Raw genomic sequence first — 17,128 nt, forward strand, 5'->3', positions numbered from 1 at the left:
TTCAAATTTTCGTGACATATTCGCGCGAATCCCACTCCTCCGTCATGCTTAGGAAAACGCATGATGGAGGATGCCATGAAAAATCGAAAACTGACGGAAGCTGACGTAACGTCCGAGTCTGTCTTTATGCTACAGCGCCGCCAGATCCTGAAAATGCTTGGCATCAGCGCCACCGCGCTATCGCTCTCGCCTGCGGCACACGCCGACCTGCTCGACTGGTTTAAAGGCAACGATCGGCCGAAGGCCCCGTCCGGCGCCCCGCTCACCTTTACCAAACCGGCTGAATGGCAAAACAAACTGACGCTGACGCCGGAAGATAAAGTTACCGGCTATAACAACTTCTACGAATTTGGTCTGGATAAGGCCGATCCTGCCGCCAACGCGGGAAGCCTCAAAACCGATCCGTGGACGCTGAAGATTGATGGCGAAGTGGCGAAACCCCTGACGCTGGATCATCACGACCTGACCACCCGCTTCCCGCTCGAAGAGCGTATCTATCGCATGCGCTGCGTGGAAGCCTGGTCGATGGTGGTGCCCTGGATCGGCTTCCCCCTGCATAAGCTGCTGGCGATGGCTGAACCCACCAGCAACGCAAAATATGTCGCTTTTCAGACGCGCTACGCGCCGGACGAGATGCCCGGGCAAAAAGACCGGTTTATCGGCGGCGGGCTTGAATATCCCTATGTGGAAGGGTTACGCCTCGATGAAGCAATGCACCCGCTCACCCTGCTGACCGTCGGCGTATACGGCAAGGCGCTTCCGCCGCAGAACGGCGCCCCCATCCGTTTAACCGTGCCGTGGAAATACGGTTTTAAAGGGATTAAGTCCATCGTCAGCATTAAGCTCACCCGCGAGCGTCCGCCAACCACCTGGAATCTGGCGGCTCCCGACGAATATGGTTTCTTCGCCAACGTGAACCCGCACGTGGATCACCCGCGATGGTCGCAGGCAACCGAGCGGTTTATCGGTTCCGGCGGTGCGCTGGACGTAAAGCGCCAGCCGACGCTGCTGTTTAACGGCTATGCGGATGAAGTGGCCTCGCTGTATCGTGGCCTCAATTTACGGGAGAACTTCTGAGTGCGTCTAACGGCAAAACAGATCGTCTGGCTGAAGGTGCTGCTGCACCTGGCCGGGTTACTTCCTTTTATATGGCTGTTCTGGGCCGTCAGCCAGGGGCTCTTTAGCGCCGATCCGGCAAAGGACATCCAGCATTTTACCGGTCGGATGGCTCTGAAATTCCTGCTGGCCACCTTGCTCGTCTCGCCCCTGGCGCGCTACGCTAAACAGCCATTATTGATACGTACCCGTCGGCTATTAGGGCTATGGTGTTTTGCCTGGGCGACGCTGCACCTTACGAGCTATGCCCTGCTGGAGCTGGGAATTAACAATCTGGCGCTGCTTGGCCGCGAACTGGTGACGCGTCCTTATCTGACGCTGGGTATCGTGAGCTGGGTAATTTTACTGGCGCTGGCGCTAACCTCCACGCAGTATGCGCAGCGAAAACTGGGCAGGCGCTGGCAGCTGCTGCACAACTTCGTCTATCTTGTTGCGATCCTCGCGCCCATTCATTACCTGTGGTCGGTGAAAATCCTCTCCCCGCTGCCGGTCCTGTATGCACTGGCGGCCGTAGCGCTTTTAGCATGGCGTTACAAGAAGTTCCGCCAGTGGCTGCGATAGTTCGCGAAACTGTGCGTTTTCCCGCAGATTCCCCGTCAACCGCAAATCTTTTTCGGATAGCGGTTGATAATCTTCCCTGATAAGACCAGTATTTAGCTGCTAAATGCTACGAAATCGTTATAATGTGCGACCTTGGTTCGCCTGACAGCGGTTTTAAGCCTCTGAAAAGGTGACATTTGCGTTTCGAAGGTATATGTTGTTTTTTACCCGAAAATCGCAGGAGATAGCGGCATAATGACTGATAAGTTCCATATCTTAGTTTTGAACGGACCGAACCTGAACATGCTCGGCACCCGTGAGCCAGAGAAGTACGGCACGCTAACATTGAGTGAAATTGTTAACCTTCTGGGAACGGAAGCAGCGTCGCTGAATGTGGATTTGGATCATTTTCAGTCGAATGCGGAGTACGCACTCATCGACCGTATTCATCAGGCTAAAGACACTGTGGACTATATCCTGATCAATCCGGCCGCGTTTACGCACACCAGTGTTGCTATCCGCGACGCACTGCTCGCGGTGAGTATCCCGTTTATCGAGATCCACCTGAGTAACGTGCACGCCCGAGAGCCGTTCCGCCACCATTCATATCTGTCGGATATCGCTGCCGGCGTTATCTGTGGACTTGGCGCTGACGGCTATTCATACGCTTTACAGACAGCGGTAAAACGCTTGTCACAATCACACTAAACAAGAGTACGGAACCCACTCATGGATATTCGTAAGATTAAAAAACTGATCGAGCTGGTTGAAGAATCAGGCATCTCCGAACTGGAAATTTCTGAAGGCGAAGAGTCTGTACGCATCAGCCGTGCAGCCCCAGCCGCTAGCTTCCCGGTAATGCAGCAAGCTTATGCTGCGCCAGTGCAGCAGCCTGCGCTCTCCGCAGCCGTTGCGCCAGCCGCAGAAGCCGCACCTGCCGCTGCAGCAGAAATCAGTGGTCACATCGTACGTTCCCCAATGGTTGGTACTTTCTACCGCACCCCGAGCCCGGACGCGAAGGCGTTCATCGAAGTGGGTCAGAAGGTCAACGTAGGCGATACCCTGTGCATCGTTGAAGCGATGAAAATGATGAACCAGATCGAAGCAGACAAATCAGGTACTGTGAAAGCGATTCTGGTCGAAAGTGGTCAGCCGGTTGAATTTGACGAGCCGCTGGTCGTCATCGAGTAACGAGGCGAACATGCTGGATAAAATTGTTATCGCCAACCGCGGCGAGATCGCCCTGCGTATTCTTCGTGCCTGTAAAGAACTGGGCATCAAGACCGTCGCTGTGCACTCAAGCGCGGATCGCGATTTAAAACACGTATTGCTGGCGGATGAGACGGTCTGTATTGGCCCGGCTCCGTCCGTAAAAAGCTATCTGAACATCCCGGCTATCATCAGCGCCGCTGAAATCACCGGCGCGGTGGCAATTCATCCGGGTTATGGTTTCCTCTCTGAGAACGCCAACTTTGCTGAGCAGGTTGAACGCTCTGGCTTCATCTTCATCGGCCCGAAAGCCGACACCATCCGCCTGATGGGCGATAAAGTGTCTGCAATCACCGCGATGAAAAAAGCCGGCGTGCCAACCGTACCAGGCTCTGACGGCCCTCTGACCGACGACATGGATGCTAACCGTGCTCATGCTAAACGCATTGGCTACCCGGTTATCATCAAGGCGTCCGGCGGCGGCGGCGGTCGCGGTATGCGCGTTGTGCGCAGCGATGCTGAACTGGCGCAGTCCATCTCCATGACCAAAGCTGAAGCGAAAGCCGCGTTCAGCAATGACATGGTGTACATGGAAAAATACCTGGAAAACCCACGCCACATCGAAATTCAGGTGCTGGCAGACGGTCAGGGTAACGCGATCTATCTGGCAGAGCGCGACTGCTCCATGCAGCGTCGTCACCAGAAAGTGGTCGAAGAAGCACCAGCACCGGGCATTACCCCGGAACTGCGTCGCTACATCGGCGAGCGTTGCGCCAAAGCGTGCGTGGATATCGGCTATCGCGGTGCGGGTACCTTCGAGTTCCTGTTCGAAAACGGCGAGTTCTACTTCATCGAGATGAACACCCGTATTCAGGTTGAACACCCGGTAACCGAAATGATCACCGGCGTTGACCTGATCAAAGAGCAGCTGCGTATTGCAGCCGGTCAGCCGCTGTCCATCAAGCAGGAAGAAGTGGTGGTGAAAGGCCATGCGGTAGAGTGCCGTATCAACGCCGAAGACCCGAACACCTTCCTGCCAAGCCCGGGTAAAATCACGCGTTTCCACGCGCCGGGTGGCTTTGGCGTGCGCTGGGAGTCTCATATCTACGCCGGTTACACCGTACCGCCGTACTATGACTCAATGATCGGCAAGCTCATCTGCTACGGCGAAAACCGTGACGTGGCGATTGCCCGCATGAAGAACGCCCTGCAGGAGCTGATCATCGACGGTATCAAAACCAACGTCGATCTGCAGATGCGTATCATGAGCGACGAGCACTTCCAGAATGGTGGAACCAACATCCACTATCTCGAGAAAAAACTCGGTCTTAACGAGAAGTAAGACCGCTCGCGTGCGAAAAGGCCGGATTATCCGGCCTTTTTTATTTCTGGGGCCAGGAAAGCCTCATCATGTACAATCCCCGCTTTCTTCATCCACAAGGGACAAAAAATGGACAAACGTTTTGTTCAGGCCCACAAAGAAGCGCGCTGGGCGCTGTGGCTGACCCTTCTCTATCTCGCTGCATGGTTAGTAACTGCTTACTTACCGGATTCAGCCTCGGGCATAACCGGCCTGCCGCACTGGTTTGAAATGGCGTGTCTGCTGGTACCGCTGATTTTCATTTTGCTCAGCTGGCTGATGGTGCGCTTTATCTTCCGCGATTTCCCGCTGGAGGACAGTGATGCAAACTGAAATCATCACCGTGCTGGTGGTCTATCTGATCGTGGTGTTTGGCCTCTCTTTCTATGCCATGCGCAAGCGCAGTACCGGATCGTTCCTGAGCGAATATTTCCTCGGCAGCCGCTCGATGGGCGGCTTTGTGCTGGCGATGACGTTAACCGCCACGTACGTGAGTGCCAGTTCATTCATTGGCGGGCCGGGAGCAGCATACAAATATGGGCTCGGCTGGGTATTGCTGGCCATGATCCAGGTACCCACTATCTGGCTCTCATTGGGCATTCTGGGCAAAAAATTTGCCATTCTTGCCCGCCGCTATAACGCCATTACGCTAAACGACATGCTGCAGGCGCGCTATCAGAGTCGCGCGGTCGTCTGGATTGCCAGCATCAGCCTGATTGTCGCCTTCGTCGGCGCCATTGCCGTACAGTTTATTGGCGGCGCGCGCCTGCTGGAAACGGCGGCGGGTATCAAGTACGAGACCGGGCTGCTCATCTTCGGGATCACGATTGCCCTGTACACCGCGTTTGGCGGTTTCCGCGCCAGCGTGCTAAACGATACGATGCAGGGCATGGTGATGCTGATAGGCACCCTTGTGCTGCTGGTCGGCGTCATCTACGCGGCCGGTGGATTACACAATGCGGTGCAAACGCTGGAGCAGATCGACCCTAAGCTGGTTAGCCCGCAGGGTGCTGACGATATCCTGACGCCTGCATTTATGACCTCCTTCTGGGTGCTGGTCTGCTTCGGCGTTATCGGCCTGCCGCACACGGCGGTGCGCTGTATCTCTTATAAAGACAGCAAGGCCGTTCACCGCGGGATTGTGATTGGCACCGTCGTCGTTGCGCTGCTGATGCTGGGCATGCACCTGGCGGGCGCGCTGGGCCGTGCCGTGTTACCTCACCTGACCGTGCCGGACCAGGTGATCCCAACGCTGATGGTGCAGGTTCTGCCGCCGTGGGCCGCGGGCTTGTTCCTTGCTGCACCGATGGCGGCGATCATGTCGAACGTTAACGCGCACCTGCTGCAGGCTTCAGCCACTATCATCAAAGATCTGTGGCTGAGCGCGCGTCCGGCTAAACTGCATAATGAGCAAAAGCTGAAACGCATCTCCACCTGGAGCACGCTGGTGCTCGGCATTCTGATGATGCTGGCCGCATGGCGTCCGCCGGAGATGATCATCTGGCTTAACCTGCTGGCGTTCGGCGGCCTGGAGGCCGTATTCCTGTGGCCTTTGGTATTGGGTCTCTACTGGGAGCGGGCCAATGCTGCGGGTGCGTTAAGCGGTATGATCGTCGGCGGCGTGCTCTATGCCGTTCTCGCGACGTTTAAGATTCAGTACTTGGGCTTCCATCCGATTGTCCCATCGTTGCTGTTAAGTTTACTGGCGTTTGTGGTCGGGAACCGTTTCGGTCAACCCGTACCGCAGCCCGCTATGATTTCTACTGATAAATAAAGAGTTTTGCCATGCCGTGGATCCAACTAAAACTGAACACAACCGGCGCCAACGCCGAAGAGCTGAGCGATGCGCTGATGGAGGCCGGTTCGGTCTCTATTACCTTCCAGGACACGCATGACACGCCGGTCTTTGAGCCTCTGCCGGGTGAAACCCGCCTGTGGGGCGATACCGACGTTATTGGCCTGTTTGATGCCGAAACCGACATGAAAGAGGTTGTCGCGATTCTGGAGAATCATCCCCTGCTGGGCGCGGGTTTTGCGCACAAAATCGAACAGCTGGAAGACAAAGACTGGGAACGCGAGTGGATGGATAACTTCCACCCGATGCAGTTCGGCAAACGTCTGTGGATCTGCCCAAGCTGGCGCGACGTCCCGGACGAAAATGCGGTCAACGTGATGCTCGACCCGGGCCTGGCGTTTGGTACCGGCACTCACCCAACCACGTCCCTGTGCCTGCAGTGGCTGGATGGTTTGGATCTGGACGGTAAGACGGTGATCGACTTCGGCTGCGGATCCGGGATCCTCGCCATTGCCGCCCTGAAACTCGGCGCGGCTAAAGCCATTGGGATCGATATCGATCCGCAGGCCATTCAGGCCAGCCGGGATAACGCCGAGCGTAACGGCGTCTCCGATCGTCTGGAGCTCTATCTGCCGGATGCCCAGCCAAAGGCCATGAAAGCCGATGTGGTGGTCGCAAACATTCTGGCGGGACCACTGCGCGAGCTGGCCCCGTTAATCAGCGTGCTGCCCGTTGAGGGCGGTCTGCTGGGCCTTTCCGGTATCCTGGCAAGCCAGGCAGACAGCGTGTGTGAAGCCTACGCCGAGCTCTTTGCCCTCGACCCGGTGGTGGAAAAGGAAGAGTGGTGCCGCATCACCGGCCGTAAAAAATAAGCATTTGGCGTGGTCATCTGACCACGCCTTTCTCCCTCCGATAATCCTCTGTCACTCAGCCATTCTTCGGTAAAATAACCTCACAAATCATGTTGATTTGTATTATAAAAATTCACCGGAAGAATATGATGAAACACATTACAGGCAAGGCAGCGCTGCTGGCGCTGAGCATGGTTTCGGCTTCAGCATTGGCATCACACTGGAGCTACGAAGGGGAAGGTTCGCCGGAACACTGGGGTGAACTGGACGAGGCCTACAAGACCTGTCAAAGCGGGATGAACCAGTCTCCAATTAATATTGATTCGACCGCGAACGCCCATCTTCCCCCGCTACAAACCCACTACGTTGATGGCCCGGTTACCCTGACGAACAATGGCCATACCATTCAGGCAAGCGAGCAGGCGAATACCCGCGACACCCTGACTCTTGATAAGCAAACCTGGACGTTACAACAGTTTCATTTCCACGCGCCGAGCGAAAACACCGTTCATGGCAAGAAGTATGCGATGGAAATGCATCTGGTTCATAAAAATGCCAGCGGAGAACTGACGGTGGTGGCGGTCATGTTTGATAAAGGGGCCGCAAACCCGGAGCTTGAAAAGCTGTGGCGCGTGATGCCGCAGCAGGCCGAGCAGAACGTTTCCATCAAACAGGACCTTAACCTGAACTCACTGCTGCCGGGCGATAAAACGTACTGGCGCTTTAGCGGTTCCTTGACCACCCCACCGTGTTCAGAAGGCGTCACCTGGATTGTGCTTAAGCATCCCCTGACGGTGTCTGCAGAACAGCTTGAGAGATTCACCCGTACCATGCATCACGATAATAACCGGCCGGTACAGTCGCTGCATGGGCGTGTTGTGGTCGAATAAGACGCATGTTTCGCCTGACGATCATGTTCTAAAATGCGACGCAGATCGCAAAGAAGTGGGGAAATCTGCTGCTTAAAACAGCAGATTATCCCGCTTTGGCGACGCATTTATTCAGAAATGATGAGAAGTTACGGGAAATTGTAAGCGCCCATAAAATAACCATTCACGTATAACACAATGATTTAAATAGTGAATAATTTTGAACGAACAGATTCAGCGGCGATTCCTTGATCTACCGCAGTGGATTGTTCAAAGTTTGGCCTTTCATCTCGTGCAAAAAATGCGTAATATACGCCGCCTTGCAGTCACAGTATGGTCATTTCTTAACTCATGCGCATCGGACACCACCAGCTTAGAAATCGCCTGATCGCAGCCCCTATGGCAGGTATTACCGACCGGCCGTTCAGGACGCTGTGCTACGAGATGGGAGCCGGTTTAACCGTATCCGAGATGATGTCGTCTAACCCGCAGGTTTGGGAAAGCGATAAATCCCGCCTTCGGATGGTGCACATTGATGAACCCGGTATACGCACCGTGCAAATTGCCGGAAGCGTGCCTGAAGAGATGGCAGATGCCGCGCGGATTAACGTGGAAAGTGGTGCCCAGATTATTGATATCAATATGGGGTGCCCGGCCAAAAAGGTGAATCGCAAGCTTGCAGGTTCAGCCCTTCTGCAATACCCCGATCAGGTGAAAGCTATCCTGACGGCGGTTGTCAGCGCGGTGGACGTTCCTGTTACGTTAAAGATTCGCACGGGTTGGTCGCCGGAACACCGTAACTGTGTAGAGATTGCCCAACTGGCCGAAGATTGTGGCATTCAGGCCCTGACCATTCATGGACGCACTCGCGCCTGTTTGTTCAACGGCGAAGCTGAATACGACAGCATTCGGGCAGTTAAGCAGAAAGTTTCCATTCCGATTATCGCGAATGGCGACATAACTGACCCGCTTAAAGCCAGGGCTGTGCTCGACTATACGGGAGCTGATGCTCTGATGATAGGACGTGCAGCTCAGGGAAGACCCTGGATCTTCCGGGAAATCCAGCATTATCTGGACACTGGGGAGCTGCTTGCCCCGCTGCCACTGGCAGAGGTTAAGCGCTTGCTTTGTTCGCATGTTCGGGAACTGCATGACCACTACGGTCAGGCAAAAGGGTACCGAATTGCGCGTAAACACGTCTCCTGGTATCTCCAGGAGCACGCTCCAGATGACCAGTTTCGGCGCACATTCAACGCCATAGAGGATGCCAGCGTACAGCTGGAGGCGTTGGAGGCATACTTCGAAAATCTTGCGTAATGAAATAAAGAGCTGACAGAACTATGTTCGAACAACGCGTAAATTCTGACGTACTGACCGTTTCTACCGTTAACTCTCAGGACCAGGTAACTCAAAAGCCCCTGCGTGACTCGGTTAAACAGGCACTGAAGAACTATTTTGCTCAACTGAACGGTCAGGATGTTAATGACCTGTATGAGCTGGTACTGGCTGAAGTTGAACAGCCACTGTTGGACATGGTGATGCAATACACCCGCGGTAACCAGACCCGCGCTGCGCTGATGATGGGTATCAACCGTGGTACTCTGCGTAAGAAACTGAAAAAATACGGCATGAACTGATACTAATCAGTTAAATGCTTGTTTAAAAAGGCGCTACTCGGCATGGGATAGCGCCTTTTTTATTAATGTTTATACAGATGTTTATACATCTTTGTCTGAACAAACAAAAAAGCACCAGAACAATACTGGTGCTTTATAGGGGATGAACCTCTTTCAACGCCTTAATTTATCTGGCTTTCGCCACTGATAGGGTGGCGCTTCCATGCGCTGGCGGTGCCGCTGTTTAGCGGCCAAAACCATAGCTGTTTTTGTGCGGATTAATAGCCTATCTTGCCCGTTAAGTTCATGGCCCTGTAGTTCTGCCGCGACCATTATTGCTTTCTCTATTACTGCCCGATCCAGCATGCGCCCCCTCAGTTGATTGACTGGCTGCAACCTGTGAAAAGTTGCTCATTTACCGTCATAACTTCTTTCATATGCTCATACCATCCGGCAAAAATAGCTTCATCTGTACCGGGGTAAGCTGTCAGAAAGCACATAAGTATTTCGTCGGTGAGTTTGTCCTGCTGATCCCAGTCAACAATGAATTGTCTAAACAGAGCGTAAGCCTTAGCTGGGTCTCTGTTCTGCCACGTTTCGACAACGATCTCGAAAGGAGGAACGGTGTAAGTGACTTCAACTGGTAATGGCTCGTACTTCGTCGGTATCAATACCTCTCGGGTAAATACCTCACCTTCCGGCCAGAGTTGCACCTGATTTGTCAAAGCTGATCCTCCACATAGATACCCGCCGATATGATTGCACCGCCGATACGGCGCTTACCGTAAAGCAATGGTACCGGATAGCCCTGCGCGGCAGTATTAGTAACGCCACCAAACGCATACGAGGCTTTATTATCGGCACTTTGTTTGCTGGCTAAACCCGTAGGTTGAGGTGATAGCATCTGAACAACACCGCCCAAGGCCATCGCTGCGCCAAATTTATAGATAAATGGTGAAGCTGCTGCCCAGGGTGTAAAACTCAGCACAGCCCCCACTGCAATTAGCGCAGCGCCGAGAATTGTTTGCAGTACGCCAGCTTTTTTGCTCCCGATTATGACGGGAACAATTCGAATAGTCCTGTTGCCGTTCGGAAAATCGAGATCATCCTGAGTAACGTTCTTTTTGTCCACGAATACAGCGAACGTTAGCCCTCGGGCTTTGCTGGTATTCATGAATTTCTGAAAGCCGGGAATGGTGGCGGATAACGCAGTAAACGCCTCACGTGTCGGGCCAATAAGCCGCTGGTGAGTACGGCCAAAAAGTTTAGCCAGCGAGCCGCTCAGAAGGATCGTGCTCATGGTTTCATGGTTTGCTGTATTCATAGTTTTACTCCAGTCAGATACCGTTAAATGTCGCCAGCCGTTGTTTGTGGCTGTCGCTCATATCGAAAGCAAAATCCTCATGCTCAGCCTGGAAGGTGCCGAACGCCATCAGCGCAGATACCGCAGGGTCTATCTTGTTAGAGGATTTCTTTTTGTTGGGCTTAATGTTGGCGTTAGCGTCGGACTCCATCACCACGTTTCCAATCGCCCAGGCCAGAACCGGATCGCCACGGTGGCGCACCACTCTGCGATTAACGAACACCTCAAAGGATTTCGCTACCGGACTGAATTTCAGATAGGTTTGCGGGAACGGCTCCACATCGAGGCCAGCCCCCTGCAACTGGGTGCGCAAGTGTGTGGCGTTCCACGTATCAAAGCCCACCAGCCTGATATTGAATGTTTCAGCGTCGCGCAGGATATCGTCACGGATGCGGTCATAGTCGATACAGTCCCCGGGGGTGGTTCGTATCCAGCCCGCTTTTACCCACTGGCGATAGATGGCGCGGTTTTTGTTAGCAACGTTAAGTAGCTGCGCTTCGGGTAGATAGTGCCGGGTAAGAAGCCTGATCTCGCGTTCAAACGGGAAAGCGTAACTCACACTGGTAATATCGCTGGTTGAGGACAGGTCAAATCCGGCGTAACACTCCATCCCGGCCAGATCTTCTTCGGCATAATCGAGTGCACAGGCATCCCATGCCCCGGCCCCCATCCACGGAGTGGAACCCTGACACCAGATATTGAAACGCTTGGTCAGCATCTCCACCCATTGTGACGGTATACCCCGCGCTTTTTGGATGGTGGATTCCAGCTTCGCCGCGTCAACGGACACATGCAGGTTAGGGTTGGCCTTGATCCACATTTCAGGCTGCTCAACCTCGCTTTCGTCGTCCAGCTCGTAGATCAGGACAAACAGCGAATCGTTGCTCTCTTCCCCGGCCAGAATCTGACAGCAGTAGTCGTAATGCTGTTTACAGGCGGAGACAACGTTACTCCCGGCGGTCGTTATGGCGAACAAAATCGCCTCAGGACGTGCGCCCATACCCAGCTCAAGGGCGGAATAAACGCCGTTATCCGGGTGTAGGTGGTACTCATCGACAATCGCCAGGCTGGGGTTAGTCCCTTCAATGGTGGCCGCTTTCGCCGCCAGCGGCTTTAGCAGACTGTTGCTCTTCGGGAAAATGACTTTATGCGCCTGAATATTTACGCGCTTTTTCAGCGGTTTTGACAGCAGGCACATCTGGCGGGCATCGTCGAATACGATTCGAGCCTGATCCCGGCTCACCGCCGCCGTGTAGATATCCTGCTGGCCCTTCTCCATCACCAGAAACCAGTTAGCCAGCATGGCGGCCACGGTGGATTTAGCGTTCTTGCGCGGCACTTCAATAAAGGCGCTGCTGTACTTCCGGCGGCCTGACTCCCTGACCTTAAAGCCCAACAGGTTAGCAAAGGCGAACTGCTGCCACGGCTCCAGCTCGATAGGCTGGCCCCGCAGCGGGCCTTTGACGTGTGGACAGAGCCGGGAGAAGGCAATAAACCGCTCTACGGTCGCCGTATCGAACTCATAACGAGGGTCATTCATGTCTGAAAAGTACCTTTCCACGGCCTGTTTTACGCGCTTACAGGCCGGAATTTCGCCCGTTTTTATCGCATTTGCGTACTCATTCCAGACGGTCAAGCTCGTCCTCCTCTTCCGTTTCTACCGGGTTACGGCGGCGGCTTACCGGATCAAAGCCCAGCAGCGACGACATTTTAATCATGATTTTTTCAGCGTCGGCCTTTGCGCTTAGCGCTGGATTTCGACTCTCGCCGCCCTGGCTGTTCACAATGCTGAATCCACGGCTGGCAAGGTCTTCCACGGCTTTGCGGTACATCGAATAGTTGACGCAAAAAAGCTCAAGGTTGTTCCAGTCGGCGGGAGTCAGATCACCGCGTTCGGCCAGCTGCTTCGCCTTTGCTTTCCACTGCTGCGCGGCTAACTCATCAAGGTAAGCTGGCGGTTTTGGTGGTCTTGCCATAAAAATTTCTCGTTTCCATCGCGTTTTATTTTCAAAAAAATCACCGTGCGTAAAAATTTGAGGGGGCGGGTGGTTCCTCGCCCGGAGGGGTTTGTCCTGAAAACCTCCCCCACCCCGTCCATGCGCCCTGTCAGCGGTTGCGGAAGCATTCCATAAGCTCCCGGTCACGCTGGCTCATGCGCTTTGCTGCGGGCTTCGTGTGCGCTCTCTGTCTGGCTGGTTGCCATGCCTCGCGCTGCTTTATCAGCCCACTAATCAGGCGCTGCTGTTCCTGCTCAGTCATTGTTTGCCTCATAGATCCAGTCGGTGCGATGACGTGCTGCTTCTTCCTGCTCACGGAACTTACCGGCTTTACGCTGCTGCTTAGTCACCGGGTCTGTTGTAGTTGTCTTCCGGCCATGACAGGCAGCACATAACGACTGGTGATTACTGGCGGGCCAGAACAGCACATCGGCCTCACCCTCGATAGGGATGATGTGATCGACGATAGTTGCCGATGTATAGACGCCAGCCTTGAGACAGTGGACACACAGCGGATTAGCTTTCAGAAAATGACGACGGTATTCGCCCCAGCGGTTGGAGTAACCGCGCTCTGTTCGTGTACCTCTTCGGCTATCGCTTTGTCGGCGGGCATCCCGCTTATGCTCATCACACTTGCCGGATTTCACCCGCTTATTACATCCCGGCTCATTGCACCGGCGTAGTGGTTGCCACGGCATCAGTACACCCCCACATCTCGGTAGACAGACCACAACGCAGAGACAGCCATCGGTATCTCTTTGGCGTCGGTATCACCAATCATCGTGCGGTACTCGTACAGCTGAGATACGTACATCAGACAGCCAATCTTGATAGCTGGCGTAAACTCCAGCCCGTTATCAAACCGCTTGCCGATATGCTTCTGGCAGACCTCCAGCGCCGCATCGATGTACGCCTGTATCAACGTATCTTCGTAATCATCATCAATACGGCAATGCAGCTTTGCTTCATCCAGGGTGATTTCTGCTGTCATTTTTCCGTTCCTGTCTTGCAGAGAATTTCCAGCCGGGTACCTTCCGAATCAGGAATAGGAGGCCCGATAATATTGAGAGTGCTGCCAGCAAACGGGCCAGTAAGCACTTTCAGACGGTTGGCTGCGGTAATATCACGGCGGAAACGCACCCAGACGCGGATCGTCGCTTCGGCAACCTCGGCACCTGACGCCATTAATTCCCGGCCACTGATCCCCTTAACCTCAGCCCAGATGGTTTCCCCGTCTTCCCAGACCTGAACAACCTGACCGGACGGCTCCCTGTGGGTAGTGAATACGCGAATAGTGACGCGGCTTCTCAGCCCCCCAGATCTCATGCGTCACCTTCCTTGCCGTCTTTGCTGATCTTCACTTCCTGCTTCCATGCCTGGCTGAATTCGTCACCACCTTCACGCGGCGGCATCCCTTCGCGTTCGCGGGCTTCGTTCGGGTTCATGATCCCGTTCTTGATACCGCGCTCATAAGTTGCGTAACGTTCGGTTGGAGTGGCTCGAAGAAGATCGGCAGAGTCGAACTCCACCTGATAGCGGGTTCCCGGAACCGGAGAGGCCACCAGCAGCGCAGATTTGATTTGCTGCTCGAAGTTCGCCAGCCACGGGCGCATTGTCATGGTGAGAAAGGCGCGGCTTGCTTCGCTGAAATTGCTGTAGGTGCTGTTGCTGTATTCCTGCAGGAAGATGGGCGACACGTTGAACATGCGGGCAATGTCTTCAATTGTGAAGCGGCGGGATGCCAGCCATTCGGCATCCTGATTGCTCATGCCAAGCTGCTTATAATCCATTCCACCTTCGAGGATCGGTGTTTTTCCGGCATTTCTGGCGCCCTTGTAGCGCTCCAGTGCATCCATCGCCTGTTTGCCCTTCACGCTGTCGAGCCACTCTTTAGTGACCACCACGCCAGCCGCCATCATGCCATCTTTCATAATGCTGGCACCGTGTCGCTGTTGGGCCAGACCTAACCCCAGCGCCTCACGGCAGGTAGTGATAGGTGAACGTCCCAGAAAACCATCATCGGTGGAGTAACGCAGGTGCAGAATCTCTTCCTGCAGGTAGGTGCGCACAGCCCCGGTAAACGGCTCAGTAACGGTGTATTTGTACTTATGCTGGCCGATACGCTCAGGAACAACCGCCCCCGGCGCATACGGATGCAGGGATTGCGGCTGGCCGTCGCGGCCCCACTGGATCACCGCATAGGCGTTACCGTTCAGCAGACAATGGCGCATCATTGTGCGTTTAAACTGGTAAGGCGTCTGGCAGTCGTTAGGCTGCTCGTTCAGGAGAAAATCTACCGGATGATTGCTCAGCCATTCCCGCGCCTCACGCCCGTTATCGTTGCGCACGCGGTAGAGGTAGCAGGGCATTGTTGCCACCGCCTCACTGATAACTGACACGGCGTTCATGACCGCCGGCAGAGATTCCGCAGTACCCGCAGACACGTACTCGCCTGATCCGGTATTAGGAATCCCTGCCATCGCCAGAAACTCATCAATGGTCATGCTGCGCTGCTCAGAGGGTTCAGACTTACGGCCAAACGGCCAGATATTCCACATATCAGAGCCCCGCTAAATCAGCCCAGCGGCGACGGTTATCGCCAGCGCGGCGCAGTTCAGGATGTTGGGAGAAAAGCGAACGGTGCGCGATTTCCACGCCAGACTCAGGATAAGCAGGCATAGAGGTAACGGTAATCTCCCGCAGTTCGGCAGCGGTAACAGTGCGCAGGTATGGAGACTGGCCGATATCCCACGCTTCTTTAAGCGCCCGGAAACCAAAGCTCATGCCGGAGATATCCCCGCGCTCCACCAGCTCCAGCACATCATTGCCAAGCTGGGTATTCGGCGGGGTCAGCTCGAAGCGCAGCCCGGTATCATCTTCTGACAGCACCAGCGTGCCGGATTTAGTGCGGCCCAGCAGCTGGGTATAGTTATGCTCGTACAGCGCACGCACATCGCTACCGGATGCCAGGCTGTCTTTAAACGCTCCCGGCGCAAACTGCTCGCGGAACTCGTCCCAGATAATTTCTGAGAGACTGTTCCAGCGTACGGCATAGCCCACCAGCTTTTTGTTGCTGGCGCTCACTTCGGAGGTACGGATTTCAAAATCGATTGTTTTCATTACTGGACTCCACAGAGGGCAAAAAGGGGCCGCAGCCCCTTAAACGTCAAATCAGGAACCGGAGCCGGAAAGCTCAAGCACCTTGATGGCGTTGGAGTCCACCACGCCGCCGCCCAGGTATTTATCGGTATGCACCTTGTAGAAACCCGGCTCGGTGATGTTGTCAGGACGGGTACGCACGCCAGTGGTGTGATCCACGATGAAATAGCCGCGCTTGAAGTCGCCAACAGCGAGGAACGCTTTACCCGCCTCCGCATCCGGCATGGTTTCCAGATACTGAACAGGACGGCCCAGCAGCGTATCGGGAGAACCGGCAACCAGACGATCGCGCCAGATGTAATCCCCGTTGCCGTTTTTCAGCTTTTGCAGTTTGGCGGCGGTGTTGGAATTCATCACCCATACGGCGTTTTTGCGGTATTTGGCTTTCAGCTTATACAGCAGGTCGATCAGACCATCAGAGGAAACGTCAGCGGCTTCCATCTTCTCCAGCGTACCGAACGGACGGGTTTTATCGGCAGTGGCCGCGCGAGGGTAAGACAGGAAGCCTTTGGATTTTTTATCACCGTCGCCGTTCACAAAGTCGCTCTCTTCGGTAGCGGTGAAGGTGTCGGCAATTTCAGAAGACAGCCAGCCCAGAATATCCACCTCGGAGAAGTCGAGAATCTCCTGCGTGGTTTTCGGATAGGCGTAGATCGGGTTGAGTTTGATATCAACGCGCTCCATCTTCGGCGTGCTGGTTTCGGTGCGTGGTTCACCTTCGGTACCGCGATTAACGGTAGTGCCGCCCACAGATACCAGCTTCTGGTATTCGTTGGTTTTGCTCGTCTTCACCGTTGCGATGGAGCGCATCACGCTGTCATCCTGCAACTGGCGCATGATCTCTTTGTCCAGCTCAGGGATAACGGTATAACCACCGTCAGCCTGCACCAGCGTGGAGAGAGAGCGGGTATCACCTGTCATGATGTAGTGGCGTAGCTCGTCGTTGCTTACTGGCTCACCGTCAACGGAAGTACCAGGCAGATTGCGCTGATCGTCGGCGACGGCTTCAAGGCGGGTGATTTCAACTTCAAGCGCATCAGCCTGGGCGCGGAGTTCGTCGAACTTTTTGCCCTCTTCTTCGTTCAGGCTGCGCTTTTCGGTGTCGGCTTTGTCCAGCATGGAACGCATCTGGGTTTTGAGTGCGGCTTTCTGCTGGCGTAATTCGAGTAGTTTCTTCATGGAGTGGTTTCCGTAACAATTAACGTTGAGACGTGAAACCAGCGCTTGGAGGGGAGGCCGTTAAATCTTTTTCT

The 17,128-nt window shown here is 54.5% G+C and carries 22 protein-coding genes; 11 read left to right on the forward strand and 11 right to left on the reverse strand.

The genetic code is table 11. The annotated features are described in order from the left end of the window. Positions 1-75 precede the first annotated feature (75 nt). The 11 genes from msrP (at position 76) to fis (ending at position 9,377) form a co-directional block, all read left to right on the forward strand. Positions 76-1,077, forward strand: coding sequence for a protein-methionine-sulfoxide reductase catalytic subunit MsrP (gene msrP, locus ACJBF3_RS08350; protein ID WP_045329758.1), 1,002 nt, complete (start codon positions 76-78; stop codon positions 1,075-1,077). Next, entirely contained in the window at positions 1,078-1,677 is a 600-nt protein-coding gene (gene msrQ, locus ACJBF3_RS08355) for a protein-methionine-sulfoxide reductase heme-binding subunit MsrQ (protein ID WP_045329670.1), read from the forward strand. Between the two features lie 234 nt (positions 1,678-1,911). Next, positions 1,912-2,364: a type II 3-dehydroquinate dehydratase gene (gene aroQ, locus ACJBF3_RS08360; protein ID WP_045329668.1), complete on the forward strand. Its 453-nt coding sequence runs from the start codon at positions 1,912-1,914 to the stop codon at positions 2,362-2,364. 21 nt (positions 2,365-2,385) lie between these two features. Further along, positions 2,386-2,847 carry an acetyl-CoA carboxylase biotin carboxyl carrier protein gene (gene accB / locus ACJBF3_RS08365; protein ID WP_010436174.1) on the forward strand — a complete coding sequence of 154 codons (462 nt, stop codon included), beginning with the start codon at positions 2,386-2,388 and terminating at the stop codon, positions 2,845-2,847. 10 nt (positions 2,848-2,857) lie between these two features. Next, entirely contained in the window at positions 2,858-4,207 is a 1,350-nt protein-coding gene (gene accC, locus ACJBF3_RS08370; protein WP_003860388.1) for an acetyl-CoA carboxylase biotin carboxylase subunit, read from the forward strand. Between the two features lie 108 nt (positions 4,208-4,315). Continuing rightward, entirely contained in the window at positions 4,316-4,558 is a 243-nt protein-coding gene (locus tag ACJBF3_RS08375) for a YhdT family protein (protein WP_045329666.1), read from the forward strand. After that, positions 4,548-5,999, forward strand: a complete 1,452-nt coding sequence (gene panF, locus ACJBF3_RS08380; protein ID WP_045329664.1) for a sodium/pantothenate symporter — start codon at positions 4,548-4,550, stop codon at positions 5,997-5,999. Before ACJBF3_RS08375 ends, panF begins: the two co-directional genes overlap by 11 nt. A gap of 11 nt (positions 6,000-6,010) precedes the next feature. After that, positions 6,011-6,892 carry a 50S ribosomal protein L11 methyltransferase gene (prmA, locus tag ACJBF3_RS08385; protein ID WP_045329662.1) on the forward strand — a complete coding sequence of 294 codons (882 nt, stop codon included), beginning with the start codon at positions 6,011-6,013 and terminating at the stop codon, positions 6,890-6,892. 128 nt (positions 6,893-7,020) lie between these two features. Further along, positions 7,021-7,761 carry a carbonic anhydrase gene (locus ACJBF3_RS08390; protein WP_045329660.1) on the forward strand — a complete coding sequence of 247 codons (741 nt, stop codon included), beginning with the start codon at positions 7,021-7,023 and terminating at the stop codon, positions 7,759-7,761. Between the two features lie 330 nt (positions 7,762-8,091). Next, positions 8,092-9,057 (forward strand): tRNA dihydrouridine synthase DusB, encoded by a 966-nt coding sequence (dusB, locus tag ACJBF3_RS08395; RefSeq protein ID WP_045329658.1) that lies wholly within the window; start codon positions 8,092-8,094, stop codon positions 9,055-9,057. 23 nt (positions 9,058-9,080) lie between these two features. Next, positions 9,081-9,377 carry a DNA-binding transcriptional regulator Fis gene (fis, locus tag ACJBF3_RS08400; protein WP_000462905.1) on the forward strand — a complete coding sequence of 99 codons (297 nt, stop codon included), beginning with the start codon at positions 9,081-9,083 and terminating at the stop codon, positions 9,375-9,377. Between the two features lie 153 nt (positions 9,378-9,530). On the opposite strand, the gene ACJBF3_RS08405 is transcribed toward fis, so the two are convergent. The 11 genes from ACJBF3_RS08405 to ACJBF3_RS08455 all read right to left on the reverse strand — a co-directional run bounded on the left by ACJBF3_RS08405 (position 9,531) and on the right by ACJBF3_RS08455 (position 17,054). Further along, positions 9,531-9,722: a hypothetical protein gene (locus ACJBF3_RS08405; RefSeq protein ID WP_047723260.1), complete on the reverse strand. Its 192-nt coding sequence runs from the start codon at positions 9,720-9,722 to the stop codon at positions 9,531-9,533. Between the two features lie 8 nt (positions 9,723-9,730). Continuing rightward, on the reverse strand, positions 9,731-10,081 hold the full coding sequence (locus ACJBF3_RS08410) for a hypothetical protein (RefSeq protein ID WP_231620451.1): 351 nt from the start codon (positions 10,079-10,081) through the stop codon (positions 9,731-9,733). Next, positions 10,078-10,680 carry a tail assembly protein gene (locus ACJBF3_RS08415; protein WP_047723258.1) on the reverse strand — a complete coding sequence of 201 codons (603 nt, stop codon included), beginning with the start codon at positions 10,678-10,680 and terminating at the stop codon, positions 10,078-10,080. Before ACJBF3_RS08415 ends, ACJBF3_RS08410 begins: the two co-directional genes overlap by 4 nt. A gap of 13 nt (positions 10,681-10,693) precedes the next feature. Further along, complete coding sequence (locus ACJBF3_RS08420; protein WP_047723256.1) at positions 10,694-12,355, reverse strand: terminase large subunit; 1,662 nt, start codon at positions 12,353-12,355, stop codon at positions 10,694-10,696. Then, positions 12,339-12,695 carry a phage terminase small subunit P27 family gene (locus ACJBF3_RS08425; RefSeq protein ID WP_000113647.1) on the reverse strand — a complete coding sequence of 119 codons (357 nt, stop codon included), beginning with the start codon at positions 12,693-12,695 and terminating at the stop codon, positions 12,339-12,341. The genes ACJBF3_RS08420 and ACJBF3_RS08425 overlap by 17 nt, the downstream gene beginning before the upstream one ends. Positions 12,696-12,970: 275 nt before the next feature. After that, a complete protein-coding gene (locus ACJBF3_RS08430; protein WP_019077810.1) occupies positions 12,971-13,414 on the reverse strand; it encodes an HNH endonuclease in 444 nt (147 codons plus the stop codon). Next, positions 13,414-13,707 (reverse strand): head-tail connector protein, encoded by a 294-nt coding sequence (locus tag ACJBF3_RS08435; protein ID WP_000123150.1) that lies wholly within the window; start codon positions 13,705-13,707, stop codon positions 13,414-13,416. Before ACJBF3_RS08435 ends, ACJBF3_RS08430 begins: the two co-directional genes overlap by 1 nt. After that, a complete protein-coding gene (locus ACJBF3_RS08440) occupies positions 13,704-14,042 on the reverse strand; it encodes a phage head closure protein (protein ID WP_047723254.1) in 339 nt (112 codons plus the stop codon). Before ACJBF3_RS08440 ends, ACJBF3_RS08435 begins: the two co-directional genes overlap by 4 nt. Continuing rightward, a complete protein-coding gene (locus ACJBF3_RS08445; protein WP_047723252.1) occupies positions 14,039-15,274 on the reverse strand; it encodes a phage portal protein in 1,236 nt (411 codons plus the stop codon). The genes ACJBF3_RS08440 and ACJBF3_RS08445 overlap by 4 nt, the downstream gene beginning before the upstream one ends. Before the next feature lies 1 nt (position 15,275). Then, the gene (locus tag ACJBF3_RS08450) at positions 15,276-15,836 is read right to left on the reverse strand and encodes an HK97 family phage prohead protease (RefSeq protein ID WP_006178876.1); all 561 of its coding nucleotides are present in this window, start codon (positions 15,834-15,836) and stop codon (positions 15,276-15,278) included. Positions 15,837-15,887: 51 nt separating this feature from the next. After that, positions 15,888-17,054 (reverse strand): phage major capsid protein, encoded by a 1,167-nt coding sequence (locus ACJBF3_RS08455; RefSeq protein ID WP_063445361.1) that lies wholly within the window; start codon positions 17,052-17,054, stop codon positions 15,888-15,890. Positions 17,055-17,128 lie beyond the last annotated feature (74 nt).

This window comes from Enterobacter sp. PP-008-ECC_S150 (genome assembly GCF_045257065.1).
GTDB classification, from domain to species: Bacteria; Pseudomonadota; Gammaproteobacteria; order Enterobacterales; family Enterobacteriaceae; genus Enterobacter; species Enterobacter chengduensis.